The organism is Treponema sp. OMZ 790 (assembly GCF_024181285.1).
Taxonomy (GTDB): Bacteria; Spirochaetota; Spirochaetia; order Treponematales; family Treponemataceae; genus Treponema_B.
Window position 1 is genome coordinate 1,381,715 of the sequence record NZ_CP051201.1, and the last position, 23,473, is coordinate 1,405,187.

The following is a 23,473-nucleotide window of genomic DNA, read 5'->3' on the forward strand; positions in this document are numbered from 1 at the left end:
TAATTCCCAATTACCCATTAAATATAGCTTATCCGTTTCTTCCGCAGCAGTGCTTGTATTTTTTTCCGCTGCCGCAAGGACAAGGATCGTTTCTTCCTACCTTGGGAACGGTACGCACAACTTGAGCATTTTCGGGACGGCTTCGAGAAGAAAGGGCTGTCTGCCCTGCACCCGAAAAACTTCCCATCGAGTTATGCTGGGCATTTCCCTGAATGGAACGCATTTGCCGTGAAGCATGGGCTTCTTCTTCCGTGCTGATTTGAACACGGACAAGACGGGATGCAATTTCGATTCTTATATCGTCAAGCATGGAATAAAAAATATCGAAGCCTTCAAGCTTGTACTCTGTCAAAGGATTTTTTTGTCCGTAGGAGCGAAGATAAACCGCCTCGCGTAAAGATTCCAAATTTTCAAGATGGTCGAGCCATTTTTTATCGATAGCCTGCAAGTATTGATAGCGGATAAACATGTTTAAGTTTTCCTTACCGGCAAGAGCTTCTTTTTCTTTTAGTTCCTTTGTAAAATGCTCGACAAATTCGTTTATCTCTTCTTCATGATTCTTTTTGTCGATGTTTGAAAAATCTTCTTCGGTCAGGGTATAGGCAAACTTTTCCCTAAAGATATCCTTTATACGGCGCGCACTTTCCTCCTTTTCGGATTTAGAGCTTGAACTATACTCATCGAATTTTTCGCTTATAAATTCTTCTAATGTGGCATAAATGCGCTCGATGAGGTTTTCGTCTGCAAGGATTGCATTGCGCTGCTCATAGATAAAGGAGCGCTGTTCGTTTAATACGTCGTCATATTCCAGTAAGTGTTTTCGAATATCGAAGTTTCTGGTTTCTACCTTTGTCTGAGCCTTTTCAATACTCTTATTTATCCACGGATGCTCGATAGGTTCCCCTGCCTGCATTCCGATCTTGGACATAACATTCTTTAAGTTTTCTCCCCCGAAAAGCCTCATGAGATCGTCATCGAGAGAAAGGAAGAATTTGGAGCGGCCCGGGTCTCCCTGACGGCCTGAGCGGCCTCGAAGCTGGTTATCGATTCGGCGGCTTTCATGACGCTCCGTACCTATTACATAAAGGCCTCCAAGAGATTTTACCTCGTTATAGTCAGCCTGCCATTTTGCATATTCTTCTGCAAGAACCTTTTCGTAATAATCGGGATTGGGATTTGTTCCCGTGCGTTTTTTGGCGCGCATTTCGGGGCTTCCTCCCAGCTTAATGTCGGTACCTCGTCCTGCCATGTTGGTGGCTATGGTAACAGAGCCCTTTGCTCCGGCTTCTGCAATGATGAGGGCTTCTCTCTCGTGATTCTTGGCGTTTAAAACCTCGTGCCTTACACCCCTCTTTGTCAAGAGTTTTGAAATAAGCTCGGATTTTTCGATAGAAACCGTACCTACAAGAACGGGCTGTCCCCTCTTATAGGCCTCGCTTATTTCGGTGCAAAGGGCTTCAAATTTGTCGTTCTCATTTAAATAGATTACGTCATGTTCGTCCTTTCGGGCAACGGGAAGGTTGGTCGGAATAACTACAACATCGAGGTTATAAATCTTTGTAAACTCTACGGCTTCCGTATCGGCCGTACCGGTCATGCCGGAAAGCTTGTCATACATTCTAAAAAAGTTTTGGAAGGTAATGGTAGCAAGGGTTCTATTCCTTTGAGCTATTTTAATATGCTCCTTAGCTTCGATAGCCTGATGGAGCCCGTCAGAATAACGGCGTCCCTCCAAAACACGGCCCGTAAACTCGTCTACTATCTGTACCTGCCCGTCCTGAACAACATAGTCTACATCTATATGGAAAAGAATATGGGCCCTCACCGACTGGGTAAAATAGTGAATGTACTCAAAGTTTTCTTCATCAAAGAGGTTTCCGCTTTTGATAAGCCCCTGTCTTTGGAGGATGTCCTGAATATGGAGCATACCGGAATCGGTAAAGGAAATGCGCTTACTTTTTTCGTCTACCGTATAATCCCCGATAACTTCTTCGCCTTCAAGCTCATTAGGATACTCTCCCGTTTCGGGATTTTTTTCAACCTCTTTTAATTGACCTATGAGGCGGTCAACCTCAAAAAAACGCTGAGTGTCGTCTTCGGCAGCTCCGGAAATAATCAAGGGAGTTCTTGCCTCGTCTATCAAGATAGAGTCGATTTCGTCTACGATTGCAAAGGAAAATTCCCTTTGGGTCTTATCCTTCAGCCTCATCTGCATATTGTCACGGAGGTAGTCAAAACCGAACTCGTTATTTGTACCATAGGTTATATCGCAGTTATATTCTATACGGCGGGCATCGTTTTCCATATTGGAAAGGATAACTCCGACACTTACTCCAAGATAAGAATAAACAGGCCTCATCCAGTCGGCATCGCGCTCTGCAAGGTAATCGTTTACCGTTACAATGTGAACGCCCTTTCCGGTCAAGCTGTTTAGGTAGGCGGCGGCAACGCTCATAAGGGTTTTACCCTCACCCGTCTTCATTTCAACAATCTTTCCCGAATGGAGAACAAGGGAGCCTAAAATCTGAACATCGTAGGGACGCTCACCCAAGATACGTCTAGCCGCTTCGCGTGCAAGGGCAAAGGCTTCAGGAATAAAGGAATCTAAGGATTCGCCGGATTGATAGCGTTCCCTAAACTCGTTTGTCTTTGCCTTAAACTCCTCCTCGGAGAGGGAGAGAGCCCAAGCCTCTTTTTCGTTTATCTTGTGTAAAATCGGAAGCATGGCCTTAATATCCCGCTCATGCTTCGAGCCGAAAAGAATTTTAATTATAGAATCTAACATATTATGTATAATGTATCAAAATTTAAGGAAAAAGAGAAGAGGGAAACGGCTTAAGTTCTTTTGAGATTAAAAATTTTTATAAAATTTCTTTTTTAGATCTTGACAAGTGTTTATATACAGTATATACTGTATATACATTAGGTACCGCTATTTTTTAAAAAGGAGGTAAAGGAAATCTTAAAAATAATTATATCCAATTCATCTCAAGACCCTATATACGAGCAAGTATATTCGGCCATAAAAAAGTCGATTTTAAACGGGGAAATAGAAGAAGGAGCCCCCCTCCCCTCTATAAGGACCTTGGCAAAGGACTTGCAAATTTCGGTTATCACAACCAAGAGGGCCTACGATGAATTGGAAAGGGACGGCTTTATAGACTCGGTTCAAGGAAAGGGCTCCTTTGTAGCCTACCAAAATCCTGAAAGGCTTAAAGAAGCCGGAAGGAGCATAGTTGAAGAAAAGATAGCCGAGGCCATCGATGAGGCCAAAAGGCTCAAGATAACGGAAAAAGAATTTTTACAAATTGTAAAACTTCTTTTTGATGAAGATTAAATAGGATTAATTATGATTGATTATATTTTAAACATAAAAGACTTAAACAAGGATTATAAAACTTTTAGTCTTAAAAACATAAACTTGCAAATCCCTCAAGGGACGGTGATGGGGTTTATTGGAGCAAACGGAGCCGGAAAAACCACAACGATTAAGCTCATCATGCAGCTAATCAAAAAAGATTCAGGGAATATAGAAATTTTCGGCCGCTCTAGCAAAAAAGACTTTAACGCAATAAAACAAGATATAGGCTTTGTGTATGATGAGCCTTGTTTTTATGAGCAATTAAAGATAAGGGACATGACAAAGATTATCGCTTCATTTTACGGCTCTTGGGATTGGGAGGTTTACAAAAATTATCTTTCTCAATTTAAGCTGGATGAAAATCAAAAAATAATGCAGCTTTCAAAGGGAATGAAAACCAAGTACTCCCTTGCCGTCGCCCTATCCCATCATGCGAGGCTTATAATTATGGACGAGCCTTCAAGCGGATTAGATCCGATTATAAGGCGGGAGCTTTTGGATATTTTTTATGACGTAATAAGCGACGGAAAATCGAGCATCTTTTTTTCTACACATATTACAAGCGATTTGGAGCGCATTGCAGACTACATCACCTTTATCAAAAACGGAGAAATAGTTTTTTCAAAGAGAAAGGACGATGTTTTTTCGGAATACTCTCTGGTAAAAGGAGGTCTTGATGAGCTAAAAGACGGAATAGAAAATAAGCTTATAGGAATACGCAAAACCGGAGTAGGCTTTGAAGCCCTCACAAAAGAAAAACAAGGTCTTCCTTCAAGCCTAATAATGGAAAAGCCTTCTTTAGAAGACATCATGTTTTTTTATGAAAAGGCTTCAAATTAAGTTTTTATGGGAGTTTCGATAAACAGTTAGGAGAAATTTTATGAGACAATTGATTTTAACACATATTAGAAAAATAAAGAATAACAAATACTTTTTTTTAATAGCCTTTTTATGCGGCCCTATCCTTGCAACTGCAAATAATCCTTTGATGTTTTTCTTCCCTTATCTTGTATCCATGCATCTGTTTTCGGGGATAACCAAAGTTGAACGCAAGGAGGGGATAAGACAGGGAGAAGATATTTTATTAAACTCCCTGCCTGTAAGCCGGAAAGAAATAGTTATCAGCCGCTACCTTATTATACTTTTATTCGGTCTTTTAATGATCACTACATTATTGGGAGTTAGTTTTATAGTATCTTTTTTACTTAAAAAAAACTTTCAAATACCGGGTATAATTTTTCTAAACTTTGTTATAGTTCAATTTATATATAATATTTTCTTTATTCCTTTGGAATATCTGAGTTCTGCCAAATCTCAAATCATCAAGGGAGTAGTATATATGGGGGCTATTTTTGTACTTTCAGGCATCAAAAAGTTAAATATCTATTTTTTAAATTTCTTAAATATCTTTAAAGAAAATTCTTCTTACGTATTTATCTTTGCAGCAATCATTATTTTGTCTATTCCTATTTCGATTTTTTTGAGCATTAAGATATATGAGAAAAAGGAATTTTAACTTAATAAAGTCAGCACTTTATTTTATGCCGACAGCCTGCCTCCCATTAGGCAGCGGTGTCCGGCATTTTTTACAGCTTTTCGATCTCCTCTTGAGGCAAACCTGTCATAAGAGATATTTCCGAAACAGGATAGTTATGGGCTATCATCAATTTTGCCGTTTCAAGTTTTGTTTGGTATGAGCCTTGGGCTATGCCTTCCTGTATGCCGTAATGGCGGGCATCCATTTCTAGAGTTGAGATAAAGCGGTATTCACTTCTTGCCTGTTCGTTAGTTTTTAGTTTTTCAATCATTTTGTCTATCCTCCCTGTAAAATCTGTTGTAATCTTTCCGGTTTTTACATATTCTAAAAATCCGCTTAAATCTTTGTCTTCCGTCTTTCTAAAAGCATTTGCATTGATTATAATCTTTTTTGTGCCGTCATTTAAGAGCGTTTTCCTGTCTTCAAGGCAAATATTTTCAAAGGTATAAAGGGGCATACCTTTCCCCACAGAATCAAAAAGACAAAGAAATATTATGTAACTGTCGTTTAGGCTGCTGTAATGTTCTCCCTTGTCTAAAAATAAAATGTCAAGAGCTGCCTGATAATATCGCATACGTTTAGGAAGGTTGTGCTCATTTACGGCCTGCATTTCAATGTCATAAGATTTGCCGTTTTCATCTTTGACTAGGACATCAAGCCGTATTGATTTAGCTTCAGCACCTGTTATTATTGCATTCTGCGATGATAGATATGATATTTTGCCGATTTGAGCGGCTAAGGTCATTTCGAGAAAGGTTTTGCAAGTCTCTTCATCTTGCATGACTTTGCAAAACATATAGTCATCTGCTATCGTCAGTTCGTCAAAACTTTTACGCATCTTGTATTCACCTCCTCATAGACAATTATACCATAAAAGACTAAAAGTTTCCACAATTCTTAATTACGCTTAATCTCAAGCCTCGATTATAACAACGGCGGCGGCGGTAGTTTTTTCATGGGTTAATGAAAGATGACAAGATTCCCCGCCTTTTTTGTTTAAGGCTTCAAGAGCGGTGCCGGAAAGTTTTAAAAAAGGCCTGCCTGTTTTATCATTTGCAACGGCTATATCTTTTAGCTCTATCCCGGCCAAGCCTGTTCCAAGGGCCTTACCGAAAGCTTCCTTTGCCGCAAAGCGGACAGCCAGGGAGCGGGCAGCTCCGTTTTCCTTTGAAAGCACATACTCAATTTCCTCTTTATTAAAAAACCTTTCAAGGAGCTTTTTATCGTTCAGCCATTTTTCAATGCGGGAAACTTCAACTATGTCTATACCGAGACCGAGTATCATATTTTTATTCAGAAGACTTTGCCGTTTTTATCCGAACCTCAAATTGAATGTTCTTTGGATTTGCATCAATCAGCGAAAGTTTTCCGGGAACAACAGCTTGAACAGGAAGACTGTATATACCGGGAATACTTATATTTGTACAATTAACCCTCAAGACGTTTTCGGGAGGTGTCCATGAAGAAATATTCGATTTTGTTCCTCTTATTGTTATATTTCCCAAAACCGAATTAGGTACGACTTCCAATTTATCGTTTAAATTGTCAAAATATAAGGCTATATCCTCATAGGTTTGAACACTTACTATCTCCCGTATTTTAATCGAATAGGCAATTCGGGAAGTTCCAACTACCGAAACAAGCGGATTGGAAGCAAATATATCCACATAGCCCGAAAACCCGGTTTTTCTATTATCTATTTGTACACCGTTTGTAAGCATTTCTTCAATTTGCGAAACGGCAGAGTGAGGGCCCTTTATTTCGACCGTTGCCGGGTCTACATCCCTTTCATATACTTCATAATTTTCTGCGGGACTTCCTCCCAAATTTAAGCGTACATTAACTCTCTTAGATAAGCTCTCTTCGAGAGTCAGCCATATATCGGCAGGCTCAACTTCAACCTCGAAATCGGATACATCGGAAGCCAAACCTTTTAATTTTGCCTGTATGGGAATACGGTAATCTCCCGGTCCCGTTATTGAAGATAAGTCCATATAAGCCGTAATATGCTCTTCCCGAATCGGAGCTATGATAGTAGGATCGCCCCAAACCGAAATTTTTACCAATCTCGGAATATTGACTGCAGGCACAAGCTCTCCCGAATTTTCGATAACCAAGGGGGCATAAAAATATTTTTTCTCTAAAAGGCTGCCTTTATATAATTGAACCAAAACTATAGCGAGAGCAAAACTTATAACCTTTGCAAGCCAATTTTCCGCTAATCTGTCAAGTATCTTTTTAATTTTCATCCTGCATGGCCTCCGCTAAATCTACAGATTCTTCTTGAGCAAAATATTTTTTTATTTCCAAAAGCTGTTCAAGCTGGGCGACAACTTCATCGGCACTTAAATCGTAATAAAGGTGGGAATCATAGGCAAGGCTCAAAGCACCCGTCTCTTCGGATACGACAAGAACGACTGCATCCGTTTCTTCGGAAACACCTATTGCGGCTCTGTGACGTGTTCCAAAGCTTTTTCTTATATCCTGCTGCTCCGAAAGAGGAAGAAAGCAGCCTGCCGAAACAACCATTCCGTTTTGTACAATCGCCGCTCCGTCATGCAAAGGAGTGTCGTGCCCGAAAATCGTAACCAAAAGGCTGGATGAAAGCCCTGCATTCAGTTTTGTTCCCGTATCGATAATATCCTTTAAATTATTCCGGCGCATAAAAACTACCAGCATTCCCCGCCTTTTATCGGATAAGATTTCGGCAGCAGTAACAACGGAATCGATATGGCTGTGGTTTGAGTGCTTTCCGGTTCTAAGCCAGTTGCTCTGCCCTATCTTTAAAAATATTTTACGAAGTTCAGGCTGAAATACGATGGCGACACCTATCACAAGGCCGGGACCTAAGGTATTTAAAATCCACAAAAGGGTTTCAAGTTTAAAAATCATGGCAACGGCATAAATGACCAATATCGACATTGCACCCTTTATAAGCTGAATAGCCTGAGTTTTTAACAAAATTTGATAGGCCTTATACATTAAAAATGCCAGTAACAGCACATCAAATGCAGGCCGCAGGTAGGAAGAATAAAAAGCCGTAATGTTTCTAATCAATTCCATATTTTACTTCTCCTCATTATATGCACAAAGCGCTGAGCCGGAAACGGTATGACTTGCGGTAAAAAGCTGTTCTGCAGCTTGAGCTATGTGCTCGGCGGAAACTCCTGCACCCTTAAAAATTTCGGAGCGTGTTCCATGCGGAAAGAACATATCTTCAAAGGCTAACACATCGGTCTTTTTATTTTGATACCCGGTTTTATTATTGTAATAATGTAAAACCAGAGATTCCAAGTATGAGCTTAAGCTGCCTATTTTCATACCGTCTTCTACAAAAAGAATAAAGGCATAATTTTTTGTGATATTTAAAAAATATTTTTCATCTATCGGTTTTGCAAATCTCACATTATATATATCGGTGGATAAACCTCGATGAGCAAGCATTGCAGAAGCTTCTTTTACTTCTTCGTACATTCCGCCTGTGCAGGTTATTAAGATACGGCTCATTTCGGAATTCTTTATTAAAACACCCCGCCCGTTTTCGATGCTTAGAGAAAATTCCGGGATTTCTTTCGGGCAGCAGGCTTTGGGATACCGTATTGCAGCAGGTTTATCCTGCATAAGGGCCCATGAAAGCATTAAGTCAAGTTCCTTTTCGGATGCAGGACATAGGATTGTCATGTTGGGCACCGGACGCAGTAAGGAGATGTCAAAAAGCCCCTGATGAGTTTCTCCGTCTGCAGGTACGGGCCCCGCACGGTCAATTGCAAAAATTACAGGTAAATTTTGTAAGGCCGTATCATGAATAATTTGATCAACGGCACGCTGTAAGAACGTACTGTAAATAGCGGCAACGGGTTTCATACCGGCAGCTGCAAGTCCTGCGGCAAAGGTTACAGCATGGCTTTCGGCGATGCCTACATCAAAAAATCTTTCAGGAAATTTGTTATGAAACAAAGAAAGGCCTGTTCCCGATTCCATGGCTGCCGTTATGGCTGCTATTTTGGAGTTCTTTTCTGCTTCTTTTACCAAAGCTTTTCCGAAGGCTTGAGTAAAGGTTAATGCATCATTTTTTTCTACCTTTCCGTCGGCAATGTTAAAGGGGCCGATTCCGTGGAAGGCTGAAGGATTTATTTCAGCCAAGGGATAGCCCTTTCCTTTGATAGTCTCGACAAGCATAACTACGGGACTGTTTAATTTTTTTACGTTTTTTAAAACTTTTTCAAGTTCCCTTATGTTATGCCCGTTTATGGGGCCGACATATTCAAAACCGAAATCCACAAAGATGTTGTTTTTGTAGAAAATACCCTTCATTCCCCGTTTTAAACGCCAGATTATGGAATTAAGTTTATTTCCGATTAGAGGGATCGAACCCACAGCCTTGTCAAAAAGGTACTTAAAACGCTGATAGCCTTCATGCATCGTGAGGCGGCTCAAGTACTCGGAAAAAGCACCGGTATTTTTGCTTATGGACATCTTGTTATCGTTTATTATAACGATTAAATCTTTTTTTAGTTCTCCTGCATTGAAAAGAGCTTCAAAGGTCATTCCGCCTGTCATTGCTCCGTCACCGATGACGGCTATAACCTTTCCTGTATCGTTATTCAGTCTTTTCCCTTCAAGAATACCTAGAGCAGCAGAAATAGAGGTTGAAGCATGCCCTGTATTAAAAGCATCATGTATACTTTCTTCTCTTTTCGGAAAACCCGAAAGGCCTTCCCAAAGGCGCAATGTTGAAAAACGGGATTGTCTGCCTGTTATCATTTTATGTGTGTAGGACTGATGCCCCACATCCCAGACAACAGCATCATGAGGACTTGAAAACACCCTGTGAATTGCAAGAGTAAGCTCAATTACGCCCAAATTGCTTGCAAGGTGCCCTCCGTTATGTCCTACTACATTGAGAATTTCTTTACGTATTTCTAAAGCGAGAGATTTAAGTTCATCATAGGAAAGGAGCTTTATGTCCTCGGGACCTTTTATTTTGCTCAATAAGGTATTCTTTATCATTCTATTCCGCTGAAATCTAAAAAAAAGGGGCTTCAAAGCTGAGCCCCCCTTCCGTTTAACCGAAAGCTATAGATATGAACAATTAGGGGAAACCCCGCCTAATTTATTTCTTGTTCTTATGTCGATTCTTTCTAAGCTTCTTCTTTCGTTTATGCGTCGACATCTTCTTTCGTTTTCGTTTTTTTCCGCAAGGCATTCCGGCTCTCCTTAAATAAAATAGTATAGCGTTAATAATATTACAAAATGGAGAGCTTGTCAAGACTAAAGCTCCATTTTTTTAAGGATAATTTAAAATCAGCCTTGACTTTCTTGACATTTACAAGTATTTGGATGTAAAATCAGATAGTAAATACTTTTATTTTTTAGAGGATTATATGACAAAACAAAAAGTGCCGGCGGCTCCATCTGTGCGGAGACTGCCCTCCTATCTTCAGCTTATAAAAAAAGCTGAAGCCGATAAGCTGGAATACATATCGGGAACCGTTATTGCCGAAGAATTGGAACTTGAACCTATTCAGGTAAGAAAGGATTTGACAATCACAGGAATTGTCGGTAAGCCGAAAAAAGGCTATCCCGTAAAAGAGCTGATAAAAGCTATCGAAAAATTTTTAGGATGGAATAAGCAAAAAAAAGCCTTTGTAATAGGAGCCGGAAGTTTGGGCACAGCCCTTTCAGGTTATCAGGGTCTTAAAGAACACGGTCTTGAAATCTGTGCAGCCTTTGATTCGGATAAACGGAAAATTGGGAAAGAGATTCATGGGCTTAAGGTTTTCGGAATGGATGAACTGGAAAAAAAAGTCAAAGAATATAAACCCGAAATTGCAATTTTAACCGTACCTTCAACATATGCTCAAGAAGCCTCAAATACCTTAGTAAAAGCCGGCTTTAAGGCCATTTGGAATTTTACGAACATCAAAATCAATGTGCCTGCCGGAGTTATCGTTCAAAAAGAAGATTTAAGCTCAGGATATGCAATGCTCGGCGTTATGATGAGCATAAAAAAATAAATGGAAAAAAATCAATATCAGGCGGAACTTTTTAAAAACCGCCTGCAAAAACGCTTTAAGCATTTATCTAAATGGGCAAGAAGAGAAGGTATTTTTGCTTACAGACTGTATGACAAAGATATACCTGAAGTTCCTCTTGCCGTGGACATCTACTTTGCCGAAGAAGACTGTATAATAAACAGTTCTGCCGAAAAAAAAGCTTTTTTGCTGATTTATCTTTACAAGAGACCCTACGAAAAATCTCAAGAAGAAGAAAGGGAATGGCTTTTAGAAATTGAAGAAGCAACATCCTCAAGCCTTTCTATACCTAAAGAAAAAATTTTTACAAAATTGAGGGAAAAGCAAAAAGGCAATAACCAATACGAAAAGGTAAGCTCAAGTAAAAATCTTATAAGGGTAAAAGAAGGAGAATGTTTCTTCTACATAAATATAGAAGACTATTTGGATTCCGGTCTTTTTTTGGATCACCGCCCTGCCCGCCTCATGATTTTTAAAGAAGCAGAGAAGAAAAAAGTTTTAAACCTATTTTCTTACACGGGTAGTTTTTCGGTACATGCGGCAAAGGGCGGAGCCTCTTCGGTAGATTCGGTAGATCTATCCAATACCTACTTAAACTGGGCAAAGGAAAATTTAAAACTAAACAAGCTCTTTGATGAAAATAAAACTCGGCTTATAAAAAGCGATGTTGTACGTTTTTTGGAAAAAGCAATCGAAGAACAAAAAAAATGGGATTTAATTATCTGCGATCCGCCGACTTTTTCAAATTCAAAAAGTGCGGACGTTTTCGATGTAAACAGGGATTGGCTTAAACTATGCCTTTTATGCCTCGATGTTTTGTCAAAAAACGGAAGGCTTTATTTTTCGGCCAATTCTCAAAAGATAAAATTCGATGAATCGGAACTTATTAATTCTTCCAAAAAAAAGATAAGGGTAAGGGATATAACAAAGGCATCAATCCCCGAAGACTTTCGAAATCAAAAAATACACAAGATGTGGGTGATAGAAGAAGACAAATAGGCAGGTCTCTCCACTAATCAAAGAGACCGGTCTCAGGTTTAATTAAAAAGCCCCTCTTGCCCATCCCCTACCCTCGGCGGATTTAGTCCCAGATGCTCATAGGCTTTGAGCGTAACCATGCGGCCGCGCGGAGTGCGTTGGAGAAGGCCCGACTGGATAAGATAGGGCTCGTAATAATCTTCCAGAGTGTCCTGAGATTCTCCTATAGAGATTGCAAGGGTTTCGGCTCCTACGGGGCCGCCCGAGTAATTTTCGATGATGGAACGGAGTATCTGCCTGTCATAGGTTTCAAGGCCGAGGCTGTCGATGTTAAGCCGGTTTAGACCTGCGGCGACTGTCATCTCGTCAATCGAACTCTTTCCTGCAACTTGAGCAAAGTCCCTCATACGCCGCAATAAACGGTTTGCCACACGCGGAGTTCCGCGGGAACAGCGGGCCAAGGCAAGGGCGGCTTTTTTTTCTATCTTGATTTCGAGGATGGAAGCGGAACGGCTTATAATCGAAGCAAGCTCTTCATGGCTGTAAAATTCAAAGCGCTCCACAATGCCGAAGCGGCTTATTAGGGGGCTTGAAACCATTCCTGCCCTCGTAGTAGCCCCGACAAGGGTAAAGGGTGGAATCGGAATACGCACAGTTCTTGCTCCCGGCCCCTGCCCTATTATCCAGTCGAGTTCATAGTCTTCCATTGCAATATAAAGCATCTCTTCGATGGCAGGCTTTAGACGGTGAATCTCGTCTATAAAAAAGACGGAGCGTTCTGTCAGGGTGGTCAGAATGCCGGCCAAATCCTTGGGCTTATCGAGGGCAGGGGCTCCCGTAACCTTAAAGTCTACACCGAGTTCGCCGGCCGTAATTTGGGCAAGGGTGGTTTTTCCCAAGCCGGGCGGGCCTATTAAAAAAAGATGATCTAAGCTCTCGCCCCTTTCGCGGGCAGCCTTTATAAAGACGGATAAATTTTCTTTTGCCTTTGTCTGCCCCTGAAAGTCGGCAAGAGAACGGGGACGGAGAGCCCTATCCTTTTCGTCCCCGGCCTGCTCTTCCGGGCGCACTACCTCAAAATCATCGCTCATAATTTTATCGCTTAAAGAGCTGCCTTAAAGATTGCATAAACATCATCGGCCCTGAGTTCTTGAAAGCCGTAGATAACTCCGTTTTTGCCTCGGTGAGCAACGGCAGCTTCCGCCATTTCTTTTAAATGCTCCTCGCCTATTCCCACTTCTTTTAAGGTCATCGGAATGCCGAGAGATTTAAAAAAGTCTGAAGTACACTCGATTGCTTTTTTTGCTGTTTTGTAAACATCTTCACCCTTAGCAAGCCCCCAAACATTTATGCCGTAATCGGCTATCTTTTTTACGGTTTTATCGTTTAAGCAATGACGCAGCCAATGAGGGGTTAAGATAGCCAAACCGACCCCGTGAGTGATGTCGTAAAAAGCGCTCAGCTCGTGCTCCATAGGATGAACCGACCAAGCCGTTTTTTTGCCGCTGCTTAAAAGGCCGTTTATAGCCCAAGTGCCTGCCCACATAAGGTTTGAGCGGGCTTCGTAGTTTTCGGGGTTTTCAATAGCCAAGGGGCCGTACTCTATACAGGTTTTTAAGATGCTTTCTGCAAATCTGTCTTGAAGATAGGCGCCGTCATTTAGAGTAAAATAGCACTCGAAGGTGTGGCTCATAATATCGGCCGTACCTGCGGCTGTCTGATTTTTAGGAACGGAATAGGTGTATTCGGGATCAAGAACAGAAAATTTAGGAAGAAGGGACGGAGCTCCGAAACCTAGCTTTTCCTTGGTTTTAAGGTTTGAAATAACCGCTCCGCCGTTCATCTCGGAACCGGTCGCAGAAAGGGTAAGGACTGTTCCTATCGGTAGAACGTTTTTAATTTCGGCCTTTCCCGTGATCAAATCCCATGCACTTCCTTCATAGTTTACGCCCGCAGAAACAGCCTTTGAGCAGTCGATGGTGCTTCCCCCTCCGACAGGTAAGATAAAATCCAGCTTGTTTTCGCGGACTATTTTTATGCCCTCCTCAACTTCTTCAATACGGGGATTAGGAGAAATACCTGAAAGCTCCTTATAAAAAATTCCGGCTTCATCAAGTTTTTTTGTGATTGTGTCATAAAGCCCCATTCTTTTGATGCTTCCGCCGCCGTAACACAGGAGAACCCTTTTTCCGTATTTAAGAATCTCAGACGTTAAGTTCTCGATACTGCCCTTACCGAATAAAATTTTAACCGGTACCTCAAATTCAAAATTGTACATACTTTACCCCCATAAAAACTTTTTGCAGGAAACCTAAGTTTCCGAAAAAAGTTTTTTCAAGCGGTTTATTTACAAACCGCATACAATAACCGGAAGATAAACAGTGAGGCTGAATTCCTGCCGAGCTGTTTATCGTACCTCCATAAAAACTTTATGCCCAGTTCATTGAGCGTTCTACCGCTTTTTTCCATCCGGCATAGAGAGAGCTTCTTTTTTCTTCTTCCATGTCCGGTCTAAATTCCCTTTCGATGTCCTGTATCCGTTTTATCTCGCCCTGTTCCTTCCAAAAGCCGACTGCAAGTCCTGCAAGATAGGCAGCACCCAAAGCCGTCGTTTCTTTTTCGAAGGGGCGCAAAACAGGAACATTTAAGATATCCGACTGGAACTGCATTAAAAAATTATTGGCACATGCCCCACCGTCAACCTTGAGCGATTTTAAATTTATCTTGGAATCCCTTTCCATAGCATAAAGAACATCCTTTGTTTGATAGGCTATGGCTTCCAAGACCGCACGGACAATATGCTCTCTTTTTGCTCCCCTTGTCAAGCCCAAGAGGGCACCGCGGGCATACATATCCCAGTAGGGAGCACCTAGACCTGAAAAGGCCGGAACAAAGTAGACTCCGTTTGTATCGTCTACAAGCCCTGCATAGTATTCCGTTTCGTGGGCGTTATAGATAAGCTTTAGCTCATCCCGCAGCCACTGAACTGCCGCCCCCGCTATAAAGCTGCTTCCCTCCAAAGCATATTTTACACTATTATCTATACCGAATGCAATAGTCGTAAGGAGTCCGTTTTCGGATTCTATTATCTTTTCTCCGGTATTCATGAGCATAAAGCAGCCTGTACCGTAGGTGTTCTTTGCAGAGCCTTCTTCAAAACAGGCTTGGCCGAAGAGGGCAGCCTGCTGATCCCCTGCCGCGCCCGCAATCGGAATATTAGCTCCGCCGAAGGTGTGTTCATCGGTAAAGCCATAAACATAACTTGAAGGCTTCACTTGAGGAAGCATGGCTTTAGGAATATCCATGGCTTTTAAAAGTTCTTCATCCCACTCAAGAGTGTGAATATTAAAAAGCATTGTGCGGGAAGCGTTTGTGTAATCGGTTACATGCACCTTACCGCGGGTCAAATTCCAGATAAGCCATGTGTCGATGTTCCCGAAAAGGAGCTCGCCTTTTTCGGCCATAGACCTTGCCTCAGGCACATTGTCTAAGATCCACTTTATCTTGGTTCCCGAAAAATAAGCATCGATTATTAAGCCGGTTTTTTTTCTGATAGAATCGGAAAGACCTTTTTCTTTAAGAGCACCGCAGATATCGGCTGTTCTGCGGCACTGCCAAACTATGGCATTGTAAACGGGACGGCCCGTGTTTTTATTCCAGACGACCGTTGTTTCCCTTTGGTTGGTAATGCCGATTGCGGCAATCTCTTGGGTGGAAACACCGCTTCTTTCCAAAACTTCACGGGCTACCCCGCTTTGCTTTCCCCAAATTTCCATGGCATCGTGTTCGACCCAGCCCTGCCTAGGAAAAATTTGAGAAAACTCCTGCTGAGCAGTTGCAATTTTTTTTCCGTCTTTATCAAACAGAATAGCCCTGCAGCTCGTAGTTCCTTGATCAAAGGCTAATACATATTTTTTCATTTTACATCCTCCAAGGTTCCCTGTTTCATAGCATACACTTCCATACTGTCTCCGAGTTTAAACAGCTTACTTATAGCTAAAACAATATTCCAAAGTATTCCGTTCTTTTTAAGTTTGCCGCACCATTTAAACCTTTCAGGATGATGACCTATCGAAACGATTTTTAAAACTTTAAAGCCGTAACGGCTCAGCTGGTCTTTAACTGTTTTTGCATCCCAAATCGAATAGTGGTCCGTCGGACTTTGAGCAAAAAATTTATAGGGCGAAAACGTTCCCGTAACGCCTGAAAAGTTAGGTGTAGAAAAAGCAAAGATGCCTCCCGGCATCAATAAACCGTTTACCCTTTTTAAAACGGAGTCCAAATCCCTAAAATGCTCGATAACAAACCACATACTCAAGGCAGCAAAACTTGAATTTTCTATATGAACTGAAACCGACTCAAAGCCGCTTCCTGTCATTTGTTTTTGGTAGATATACTCATAACATTGAGGAAGAGCAGGAAAAGCCGAAACAAAGGCAGGGAGTTTTAAGGTATCGGTTACATATTGTACTGCAGATTCGGAAATATCGGTTCCTACAGCATACCAGCCCGAATATTTTGCAGCAAGAACGAAGGGGCCGTAAGCGCAGCCTATATCCAATATTTTCTTTTCCCCATCAAAAATACTGTACTCTCTTTTTCGGTAAAAAATATCGATATAGAGTTTATCGATAATTTCCATTCGGCGCATCCCCTGTTTTCTTATCGACTCAAAATCTTCCAAATAGGTTTTACCGTATTGAGCTTTGTACTCATCAAAGAAATAAGTTTTGGTGTATTGCTTTGGAGGAGCTACTATAAACGAAATATGATACATACCGCAGCGCAGACAATGAGCCATAGTTCTATCGGGAGTCCGAGCCGTAATTTCGGAAGTTCCATCCTCCCCGCAGATAGGACATAAATGTTTTGTACCAAACGATAAACTTTTTATTAAAGAAGGTAAATGTCCGGTTTTAGAATCGGGGCTAATAATTTTAGGAATTTTAATTCCATGAGAAAACGCATCCGCAAAATTTATAACCGAAGGAATCCCCGCAGGAAGAGCCGTAAAGCCTGAAGCCAAGCCCAACTTATAATGATAATCGGTCGGAGAAACCAAGAGCACATAACATCCTGCGGCCAGAGCTTCAAAGGCTGTAAAACCGTAATGCGTTACAACCAAATCCCACTCATAAAGTCTCTCTTTTAAATTTTCAATTCGTGAAAAAGCTTTTATTTTTCCTTCACAGCGTTTTATATCTTCAAAACTTAAATTTATGTCTATCGCAGAAACATCAAATTTAAGGGAAGCCAAAATTTGGGCAATAGGCAATGTCATCCTATAAGAATTTTCTCCGCCGCATACTACAAGAACCTTTGTCTTTTCAGGCGTTAAATGTATGCGTTTATTTTTATATAATTTGTTGAAATTCTTTTTGCGGTTTACCGGGAGAGAAATAAATTCGGGAGAAAATATATTCGGAGAATTTTCAGGCATTAAAGATTCTTCATTGGAATTACCGGTTCTAAGCGACGGAAGAATATCCAAAATAAAATCCGCTAATTTTCGGCCGGGACCGCCTTCATCTATTACAACAACGGGTCCGCGGTGTTTAAAAAAAGTCATTTCATCTTCGGAAGTTCTAAATCTGTCCAATACTATTAAAGCTGCCTTTTGCGGAAATTCGTTTATAATTATATCTGAAGGAATGGAATTTAAAAGAGATTTTGAAAAGTTAGGATAATCCGATTGAGGTATATAGATCAAACATCTTAACTTTCCTAAAAGAGCACCGACTAAATCGCAGACCCTGTGTAAGTGTCCGCTGCCTCTTCCCGGGGTAACAGAAGGACAAAAGACTACAGTTCTATCGGCATAGCTTACGGCTTCGACAATATCGGACGGAACAAAAGGCGGAGTTTTTTTATGGGAAACTAAATACTTATAAACCTCTTTTGCTTTTTCGTAATCTTCGGCCGTGTCGACAGTAGTACGCAATTCAGGATAGTACCAGGCAGGCGGAGCCGTTTCTCTAATGCATCGATATTTATCCGGATGACTGTAAATTGCAGGAGCTACATGTTCATGAGCATAAGAATCATCCGTTTCAGAAGCAGCCTTTAAAAGAGAAGCAGCCTTAATAATTTCTATTCCGGATCCGTGCGGAAGCCCCGTATATGTAAAATAATCGGGCTCCCCCAATTCAAAGTAACGGCGCATTGATGCTTCCGCTGCCTGAACAAAAAGAAACGGATTATCGGCTGTAACCCGGACAATGGCTTTAACAGGCTTATTCGGAAAATTGGAATTTATAAATTCGACGGCATCGCAAAATCTTTTTAACACATCTTCTTCCGAACCGTCAATACAAAGATACCCGGCAGCATCTGCTATCGGCTGAAATTCTTTTTTTGAGCTTGTATCGCAGGCCAAAATAAAATGCTCGGCAGGTAAGGCCCTAACGGAATCTAAAACGCGGTATAAAATAGGATTATCTCCCAAATTAAGCAAGGCCTTTCTAACCAATCGTTTGGAATTCAATCGGGCTTGAACAATTACAGCCGTTCCTTCATATAAACCAATCATATGCTGGGCTCCCATTTATAAATTAAGGCTTGAGGTGATTTTAAAAAACGGTATTTGTTTATATGCACCCAATCTTGTACATCCTTAAAATATTTATAAGCCTTAAACGGATTTAAGCCGGATCTCATTACATAAGAAAAAAACAAATACCAAGGCAGACTCCCTCCCTTTTTACCTACAAGAGGGGCTAAATTTTTTAGATAAAATTTTATATAAGAGTCATCTGCGGAAACATCTTCGAGAGGGGAAGCTCCGGCATATTTCATCTTATACAGGTTTGAAATAAGAATCTCCATACCCCACAAATGAGCCCGAAACCCGAAATCCAAATTTTGCCAATAAGGGTTTTCTATTGTATAGTCAAATCCGCCTATTTCAATAAATTTTTCCCGATTATAAACACCTGCAAAATCATACATATAAATAGTATGAGTCAAATTTTTTCTACACAAAAATTGTTCAGTCGAAAAATCCCGGTGCGTAAGAGAGGGAACGATCTGAACAGGTATTGCCGCATTTTTTTCGTCTATTAAAACAGGAGCGATGCTTATTACATCCGATTGAGTAAGAGTATCTATCACACTTGCAGGAAAGGCCGAAGAGGATAAAGCCATATCGTTCCACAAAACCATAACATAGTCCGAAGATACTTCCGAGATACCGAGGTTAATCATCTCGCCTGTAGTAACTTTTTCAAGAGGTACCAAAAATTTCACTTCAGGAAATTGAGAGGACAAGGATTCAAGTTCAAATCCTCTTTGAGAGCTGTCCACAAAAACGATGGAGTTAAAGCCTAAATCTATCAGGTTTTGAAAAAGAGAAGAAAGATAATATCGGGCTCCGCGGTTTAAGACCAAAACGGAAACAGGAGCTTTAAAATCGCCTGAGCTTTTTCCTAAGACCGTATAAGGAATTTTTCGTTCATTAAAAATTGTAGGTATAGTATTCATCGCAACGTCCGCATAAATCTTCGTATCTGCACTCCAAATGCTGCTTGTATACCTCGAATAGTTTTTTACGTATCGAATCTAAACTATCCGAAAAAGCATTACCCAAAATATTGTCTTGTTTAACATCTTCTTTGCAAAGAGGTACCGAGCCGTCAGCTAAAACATACATATCCCTTTTTAAATGCCAACAAGGATGGCGATTAAAAGGAGACAAATCGGCAACTCTTTTATCTTCAAGCAGTTTACAAAAGGTGTCGTATTTTTGAATAATTACATTCACGCCTAAATTTTTCCAAAAACGGTAAAAAGGCTCAACCTCTATCTCGTTTTCTTTCATACGCATAATCTGGGCCCATACGGCATCGGGGAAAACTTTTTTTAAACTGTCGGTAAAGGTAAGAGCTTGTTTTAATTTGACGTTCGCTTCATCTTCAGTAAGTCCGTGCACCTTAGCATACATCCCTGAACTTACCGCATCAATACACACAATCCAATAGACGGAAAGCATTTTGTTTTTTCGCTTTGGAGATGCTGCAATAATTTTTTCAAGCCTGTCTATAAATGATGAAGGCCAATATAAACCGCAAGTTTCAATCAAAACGGACAACTTTGGAAAAGATAAAATTTTTTCGATTACCGAAAGAGTGCCGCTGTACATTGAAGGCTCACCGAAAATCGAAAGAGAAATTACGGCATCATCCGAATATTCTGCAATTTTTTCGATAAGAGAAAAAAGACGATCCTTATCCATTTCTTTTTTTTCTTCGGGTTTTAAAAACTCATTAGGCTTATATATTGATTTAAGAGGATAAGAAGAATTTATTTCTATCCCGTAATATGCAGGCAGAGTAAAAAGCTCGGCTTTTTTTTCTTCTATCAAGGCTGCATAGTTTTCTGCATTTATTCCTGCAAAGCGGCTGCATAAAAGAGCATTACGCTTTGAGTCGGCCGCAAATCTAAGACGCAGATGTCTTAAATCGAAGGGAGCTATCATGGTTTCAATATCATAGCTGTTTATTTCTTTTTTTATCGTATCAAAAATAAAAGAACGCTCAAATGAGGTTTCGTTTTCGGAAAGCTTTGCAAGAATAGGACAAAGACTTGAGGCAAGAATTTCGGGAAGAAGCCCCTCAGGGTATCCGTCAGCAAAGCTGTATTCAGCCCTGTATTCCAGATGCTGTTTAAAAAGTTTTTCTGTTGCGCTTAAATCGATAAAGGGTTCATCTCCGTGCAGAAAAAAAACATTTTCAAAACCGGAAGATTCCAATTCGGCTTCTTTTGCAGCCTCCGAAAATACAAGTTGAGGGGTTATTTTTGACAAAGCCCTAACCTTCCACTCTACCGAATTTACATCCGTCAAATTTATATTTTTCAATATCGAAATGATACGGGCTTCACATGAAGCAGAAGTTAAAACGACAATTTTTTTACAATACGGAAAAGCTGCAGCCGCACGGAAAGAGGCTTCAAAAGGTATTATACCGTTTTCAAGTTTTTTAAACGAATATTCCGAAAGATCATAAGCGGATAAAACAACAAAAGACTTCATAGCTCTATATCGGCAAAAAAAGCCTTTATTTTAATTTTTTTGCCGCAGTCAACACTTTTTCTTTGGAAGAATAAAGCTGAACACTTGACCGTTTTACCCAGCCTTTTCCCAAATTAACCCAAAGAATTTGTTTTTCGTCTTCTTTTACGATTTCAAGCCCTTCAACAGGGAAAACATCCAGCTTTCTGGCATGAGAAATAGTTATGCCGTCATCACCGGGTTTATCCAAAAGAGAAACATAGGTTTCAACTATTAAGGCAAAGCGGTTTGCATCATTCATGGCCGAATCAGGCGGCAATTCCAAGGTCTGCAAAGGGCTTTCCCTTGAACACGAAACGGCGGTTATAAAAATCAAAGCTAAAAAAACAACTGTAAACCGCTTCATAGATTAAAGAAAGATAGCTTTTGAAAATAACAGGTGCAAGGCAGAAGATGCTAAACATACATAACCGATTATTTCGTCATAGTTTCTTAATAAGCCGAAAAAATCGGGTAAAGATGTAACATTCTCGTTAGATTCCAAATATCTTCCCAAAAAGACCATTGAACCTGCAAGCCCGGCAACAACAGGTAAAAAATCTCCCAATATTACTATATTTGTTCCTACAGGGCTGAGCATCTTTGAGATTGCCGTAAACCCTGAAAATATAGTCAATAAGAGTAAAAAGGTTGAATCCCTTAAAACCGGATACTTATTTTCGCGGTCGGCAGGTTCATCACCTCTGACAGTCTTGTCAAAAAATACAAGAATAAGACCCATAATCAAATTTGTTGTGATTGAAAGAAAATAAAAAGGTAACATTTTGTCCTCCGGTACATTGTTGAAAACTGCAACCATTTTGCATTAACATAAGTTTAAGGCATTTTATATAAAAAATCAAGAGGTAACATTACTCTTGATTTTTGTTTATAAAACATGTATTATCTTTATGATGAAAATAGAAAAAGATACAACAGTCAGTATGGAATACACACTGAAAGATGCTAACGGCGAAATCCTTGATTCGTCCGATGTAATGGGTCCGTTGGAGTATATCCACGGATATAATATGATTATTTCAGGCCTGGAAAAAGCTCTTGAAGGCAAGGAAGAAGGAGCCGAGTTTAAACAAGTTGTTCCTCCCGAAGAAGCTTACGGTGAAATCTTTGACGATTTAATTGTCGAAACAACCAGAGCTCAATTTCCTGAGGGTGTAGAACTTGAAGTAGGTATGGACTTTGAAGCAGGTGAAGGTCATCATTCCAGAATTGTAAGAATTACAAAAATAGACGGTGATAAGATTACGATAGACGCAAATCATCCTCTGGCAGGAGAAACTCTTCATTTTGACGTAAAAGTCTTATCGGTAAAAAAGACTACCGAAGAAGAACTACAAGCTCTTATTCAGCAAATGTCCGGAGGCTGCGGCTGCGGATGCGGTCATGAATATGATGAAAATGCTTGCGGCTGCGGGTGCTCAGGTTGCCACTAAACGCTAAAAGGGCAGATTCTCTTATTCCATTGTTCGGAGGATTTTGTTTTTTTCTTTCGGCAATAGAAATAATGATTCCAAAGCCGGTTCCTTTTTTTAGGATAGGTTTGGCAAATCTGCCCATCATTTTAGGCCTAGACCTCTTTTCTTTTCCGGCCTTTGTTCTTCTTTTAGCAATAAAGGTTTTAGGCCAAGCCCTCCTTTCCGGAACGCTTTTTTCGTACATAGTGCTGTTTTCGGCAATCGGAACATTTTCCTCAGGCCTTTTAATGTATGCCATGAGAAAAATACCGCGGAAAGCTATTTCGTTTATTGGTATCAGTTTGGCAGGCGCCTTCGTTTCGAACAGTCTGCAATTTCTTTTAGCAGTCTTGCTCATGTTCGGAAAATCGGCTGTGTACATAATTCCGCCGGTCTTTTCTCTGGGTGCCTTAACAGCCTTATTTTTAGGCTGGTTTTCTGCCGAATTTGAAGTACAGTCCGTGTGGTACCAAAGGGTAAAAGCCGGAAGGTTCGATTTTGTCTCTGAAACGGATAATCCTCAAACCGTAAAAAACAATATAAGAGACAGATATCTTAGAATAGGTTCAGGTATCACTCTTTTTTTAATCCTACTCTTTGTGCCTTTTTTGCCCGTACAAGCCGTTGTCTTGGGCGCAGCCCTGATCCTTTGTGCTGCCGACAAACAAAAACTTAATTTTTTAAATTTAATCTTTATGTTTACGGCCATTACCGTTTTCAACCTTTTTCCGCCCACAGGAAAGATAATTTTCAGCATAGGAAGCATAGACATCACCCATGAAGCCCTGTTAAGAGGATTTGAAAAAGCTATTGTTTTAACCGGAATGATATACATCTCGAAATGGATGCTTAAAGCAAGGATGAATTTCAAAAGCCGGATAGGAAAATCCGTACAGGAGGCTTTTGATGTTTTTCACAAATTATTATCTGTAAAGCACGAAATCAAGCCCAAAATGATAATTCCCACTATAGATTCGGTTCTTTTAAGCATAAACAGACTTTAAAATAACCCAAGCAACCGATATAGTTATTCGCTTGCAA

General features: G+C 40.5%; 21 protein-coding genes. 7 read left to right on the forward strand and 14 right to left on the reverse strand.

Annotated features, from left to right (window positions below):
• Positions 1 to 28: 28 nt before the first annotated feature.
• Complete coding sequence (secA, locus tag E4O01_RS06730) at positions 29 to 2,785, reverse strand: preprotein translocase subunit SecA (protein WP_253695013.1); 2,757 nt, start codon at positions 2,783 to 2,785, stop codon at positions 29 to 31.
• A 213-nt stretch (positions 2,786 to 2,998) separates the two neighbouring features.
• Here secA and E4O01_RS06735 point away from each other — a divergent pair, with 213 nt between their 5' ends.
• Genes E4O01_RS06735 through E4O01_RS06745 form a run of 3 tightly spaced genes read left to right on the forward strand, consistent with a single transcriptional unit; the run spans position 2,999 to position 4,877 of the window.
• Positions 2,999 to 3,337, forward strand: a complete 339-nt coding sequence (locus tag E4O01_RS06735) for a GntR family transcriptional regulator (RefSeq protein ID WP_256484161.1) — start codon at positions 2,999 to 3,001, stop codon at positions 3,335 to 3,337.
• Between the two features lie 12 nt (positions 3,338 to 3,349).
• Positions 3,350 to 4,201, forward strand: coding sequence for an ABC transporter ATP-binding protein (locus E4O01_RS06740; protein WP_253695014.1), 852 nt, complete (start codon positions 3,350 to 3,352; stop codon positions 4,199 to 4,201).
• Between the two features lie 40 nt (positions 4,202 to 4,241).
• Positions 4,242 to 4,877, forward strand: coding sequence for an ABC-2 transporter permease (locus tag E4O01_RS06745; RefSeq protein ID WP_253695015.1), 636 nt, complete (start codon positions 4,242 to 4,244; stop codon positions 4,875 to 4,877).
• Between the two features lie 70 nt (positions 4,878 to 4,947).
• Here E4O01_RS06745 and E4O01_RS06750 read toward each other — a convergent pair whose 3' ends face one another.
• The 5 genes from E4O01_RS06750 to dxs form a co-directional block, all read right to left on the reverse strand.
• Entirely contained in the window at positions 4,948 to 5,736 is a 789-nt protein-coding gene (locus E4O01_RS06750) for an Rpn family recombination-promoting nuclease/putative transposase (RefSeq protein WP_253695016.1), read from the reverse strand.
• Positions 5,737 to 5,811: 75 nt separating this feature from the next.
• Positions 5,812 to 6,183, reverse strand: coding sequence for a holo-ACP synthase (locus E4O01_RS06755; protein WP_253695017.1), 372 nt, complete (start codon positions 6,181 to 6,183; stop codon positions 5,812 to 5,814).
• A gap of 4 nt (positions 6,184 to 6,187) precedes the next feature.
• Positions 6,188 to 7,147: a CdaR family protein gene (locus E4O01_RS06760; protein ID WP_253695018.1), complete on the reverse strand. Its 960-nt coding sequence runs from the start codon at positions 7,145 to 7,147 to the stop codon at positions 6,188 to 6,190.
• Positions 7,137 to 7,961 (reverse strand): diadenylate cyclase CdaA, encoded by an 825-nt coding sequence (gene cdaA, locus E4O01_RS06765; protein ID WP_253695019.1) that lies wholly within the window; start codon positions 7,959 to 7,961, stop codon positions 7,137 to 7,139. Before cdaA ends, E4O01_RS06760 begins: the two co-directional genes overlap by 11 nt.
• A gap of 3 nt (positions 7,962 to 7,964) precedes the next feature.
• Positions 7,965 to 9,908, reverse strand: a complete 1,944-nt coding sequence (gene dxs, locus E4O01_RS06770; protein ID WP_253695020.1) for a 1-deoxy-D-xylulose-5-phosphate synthase — start codon at positions 9,906 to 9,908, stop codon at positions 7,965 to 7,967.
• A gap of 374 nt (positions 9,909 to 10,282) precedes the next feature.
• On the opposite strand from dxs, the gene E4O01_RS06775 reads away from it, so the two are divergent.
• Both E4O01_RS06775 and E4O01_RS06780 read left to right on the forward strand, forming a co-directional pair.
• A complete protein-coding gene (locus tag E4O01_RS06775) occupies positions 10,283 to 10,915 on the forward strand; it encodes a redox-sensing transcriptional repressor Rex (protein WP_253695021.1) in 633 nt (210 codons plus the stop codon).
• A complete protein-coding gene (locus E4O01_RS06780) occupies positions 10,916 to 11,932 on the forward strand; it encodes a class I SAM-dependent methyltransferase (protein WP_253695022.1) in 1,017 nt (338 codons plus the stop codon). It begins immediately after the preceding gene.
• 38 nt (positions 11,933 to 11,970) lie between these two features.
• Here the strand turns inward: E4O01_RS06780 and ruvB are convergent, their stop codons facing one another.
• From ruvB to E4O01_RS06820, 8 genes are all read right to left on the reverse strand, one after another.
• Positions 11,971 to 13,002: a Holliday junction branch migration DNA helicase RuvB gene (gene ruvB / locus E4O01_RS06785; protein WP_253695023.1), complete on the reverse strand. Its 1,032-nt coding sequence runs from the start codon at positions 13,000 to 13,002 to the stop codon at positions 11,971 to 11,973.
• An 11-nt stretch (positions 13,003 to 13,013) separates the two neighbouring features.
• Positions 13,014 to 14,189: an iron-containing alcohol dehydrogenase gene (locus E4O01_RS06790; protein ID WP_253695024.1), complete on the reverse strand. Its 1,176-nt coding sequence runs from the start codon at positions 14,187 to 14,189 to the stop codon at positions 13,014 to 13,016.
• Between the two features lie 151 nt (positions 14,190 to 14,340).
• A complete protein-coding gene (gene glpK / locus E4O01_RS06795; protein WP_253695025.1) occupies positions 14,341 to 15,831 on the reverse strand; it encodes a glycerol kinase GlpK in 1,491 nt (496 codons plus the stop codon).
• Positions 15,828 to 18,440, reverse strand: coding sequence for a bifunctional glycosyltransferase/class I SAM-dependent methyltransferase (locus tag E4O01_RS06800; RefSeq protein WP_253695026.1), 2,613 nt, complete (start codon positions 18,438 to 18,440; stop codon positions 15,828 to 15,830). The genes glpK and E4O01_RS06800 overlap by 4 nt, the downstream gene beginning before the upstream one ends.
• A complete protein-coding gene (locus tag E4O01_RS06805) occupies positions 18,437 to 19,390 on the reverse strand; it encodes a glycosyltransferase family protein (protein WP_253695027.1) in 954 nt (317 codons plus the stop codon). Before E4O01_RS06805 ends, E4O01_RS06800 begins: the two co-directional genes overlap by 4 nt.
• The gene (locus E4O01_RS06810; RefSeq protein ID WP_253695028.1) at positions 19,365 to 20,939 is read right to left on the reverse strand and encodes a spiro-SPASM protein; all 1,575 of its coding nucleotides are present in this window, start codon (positions 20,937 to 20,939) and stop codon (positions 19,365 to 19,367) included. The genes E4O01_RS06805 and E4O01_RS06810 overlap by 26 nt, the downstream gene beginning before the upstream one ends.
• Positions 20,940 to 20,964: 25 nt before the next feature.
• Positions 20,965 to 21,324 (reverse strand): hypothetical protein, encoded by a 360-nt coding sequence (locus tag E4O01_RS06815; protein ID WP_253695029.1) that lies wholly within the window; start codon positions 21,322 to 21,324, stop codon positions 20,965 to 20,967.
• A gap of 3 nt (positions 21,325 to 21,327) precedes the next feature.
• Positions 21,328 to 21,741: a hypothetical protein gene (locus E4O01_RS06820; RefSeq protein WP_253695030.1), complete on the reverse strand. Its 414-nt coding sequence runs from the start codon at positions 21,739 to 21,741 to the stop codon at positions 21,328 to 21,330.
• Positions 21,742 to 21,868: 127 nt separating this feature from the next.
• On the opposite strand from E4O01_RS06820, the gene E4O01_RS06825 reads away from it, so the two are divergent.
• Together E4O01_RS06825 and E4O01_RS06830 are read left to right on the forward strand one after the other, a co-directional pair.
• On the forward strand, positions 21,869 to 22,411 hold the full coding sequence (locus tag E4O01_RS06825) for an FKBP-type peptidyl-prolyl cis-trans isomerase (protein ID WP_253695031.1): 543 nt from the start codon (positions 21,869 to 21,871) through the stop codon (positions 22,409 to 22,411).
• A gap of 29 nt (positions 22,412 to 22,440) precedes the next feature.
• Entirely contained in the window at positions 22,441 to 23,436 is a 996-nt protein-coding gene (locus E4O01_RS06830; protein ID WP_371819641.1) for a Gx transporter family protein, read from the forward strand.
• The last annotated feature ends 37 nt before the right edge of the window (positions 23,437 to 23,473 follow it).

Coding starts and splice junctions, on each gene's coding strand:
- E4O01_RS06820 (WP_253695030.1), bottom strand. CDS start 21,741: ATGTTACCTTTTTATTTTCTTTCAATCACAACAAATTTGATTATGGGT.
- E4O01_RS06760 (WP_253695018.1), bottom strand. CDS start 7,147: ATGAAAATTAAAAAGATACTTGACAGATTAGCGGAAAATTGGCTTGCA.
- ruvB (WP_253695023.1), bottom strand. CDS start 13,002: ATGAGCGATGATTTTGAGGTAGTGCGCCCGGAAGAGCAGGCCGGGGAC.
- E4O01_RS06755 (WP_253695017.1), bottom strand. CDS start 6,183: ATGATACTCGGTCTCGGTATAGACATAGTTGAAGTTTCCCGCATTGAA.
- cdaA (WP_253695019.1), bottom strand. CDS start 7,961: ATGGAATTGATTAGAAACATTACGGCTTTTTATTCTTCCTACCTGCGG.
- secA (WP_253695013.1), bottom strand. CDS start 2,785: ATGTTAGATTCTATAATTAAAATTCTTTTCGGCTCGAAGCATGAGCGG.
- glpK (WP_253695025.1), bottom strand. CDS start 15,831: ATGAAAAAATATGTATTAGCCTTTGATCAAGGAACTACGAGCTGCAGG.
- E4O01_RS06750 (WP_253695016.1), bottom strand. CDS start 5,736: ATGCGTAAAAGTTTTGACGAACTGACGATAGCAGATGACTATATGTTT.
- E4O01_RS06825 (WP_253695031.1), top strand. CDS start 21,869: ATGATGAAAATAGAAAAAGATACAACAGTCAGTATGGAATACACACTG.
- E4O01_RS06815 (WP_253695029.1), bottom strand. CDS start 21,324: ATGAAGCGGTTTACAGTTGTTTTTTTAGCTTTGATTTTTATAACCGCC.
- E4O01_RS06805 (WP_253695027.1), bottom strand. CDS start 19,390: ATGAATACTATACCTACAATTTTTAATGAACGAAAAATTCCTTATACG.
- E4O01_RS06740 (WP_253695014.1), top strand. CDS start 3,350: ATGATTGATTATATTTTAAACATAAAAGACTTAAACAAGGATTATAAA.
- E4O01_RS06775 (WP_253695021.1), top strand. CDS start 10,283: ATGACAAAACAAAAAGTGCCGGCGGCTCCATCTGTGCGGAGACTGCCC.
- E4O01_RS06790 (WP_253695024.1), bottom strand. CDS start 14,189: ATGTACAATTTTGAATTTGAGGTACCGGTTAAAATTTTATTCGGTAAG.
- E4O01_RS06780 (WP_253695022.1), top strand. CDS start 10,916: ATGGAAAAAAATCAATATCAGGCGGAACTTTTTAAAAACCGCCTGCAA.
- E4O01_RS06745 (WP_253695015.1), top strand. CDS start 4,242: ATGAGACAATTGATTTTAACACATATTAGAAAAATAAAGAATAACAAA.
- E4O01_RS06800 (WP_253695026.1), bottom strand. CDS start 18,440: ATGATTGGTTTATATGAAGGAACGGCTGTAATTGTTCAAGCCCGATTG.
- E4O01_RS06810 (WP_253695028.1), bottom strand. CDS start 20,939: ATGAAGTCTTTTGTTGTTTTATCCGCTTATGATCTTTCGGAATATTCG.
- dxs (WP_253695020.1), bottom strand. CDS start 9,908: ATGATAAAGAATACCTTATTGAGCAAAATAAAAGGTCCCGAGGACATA.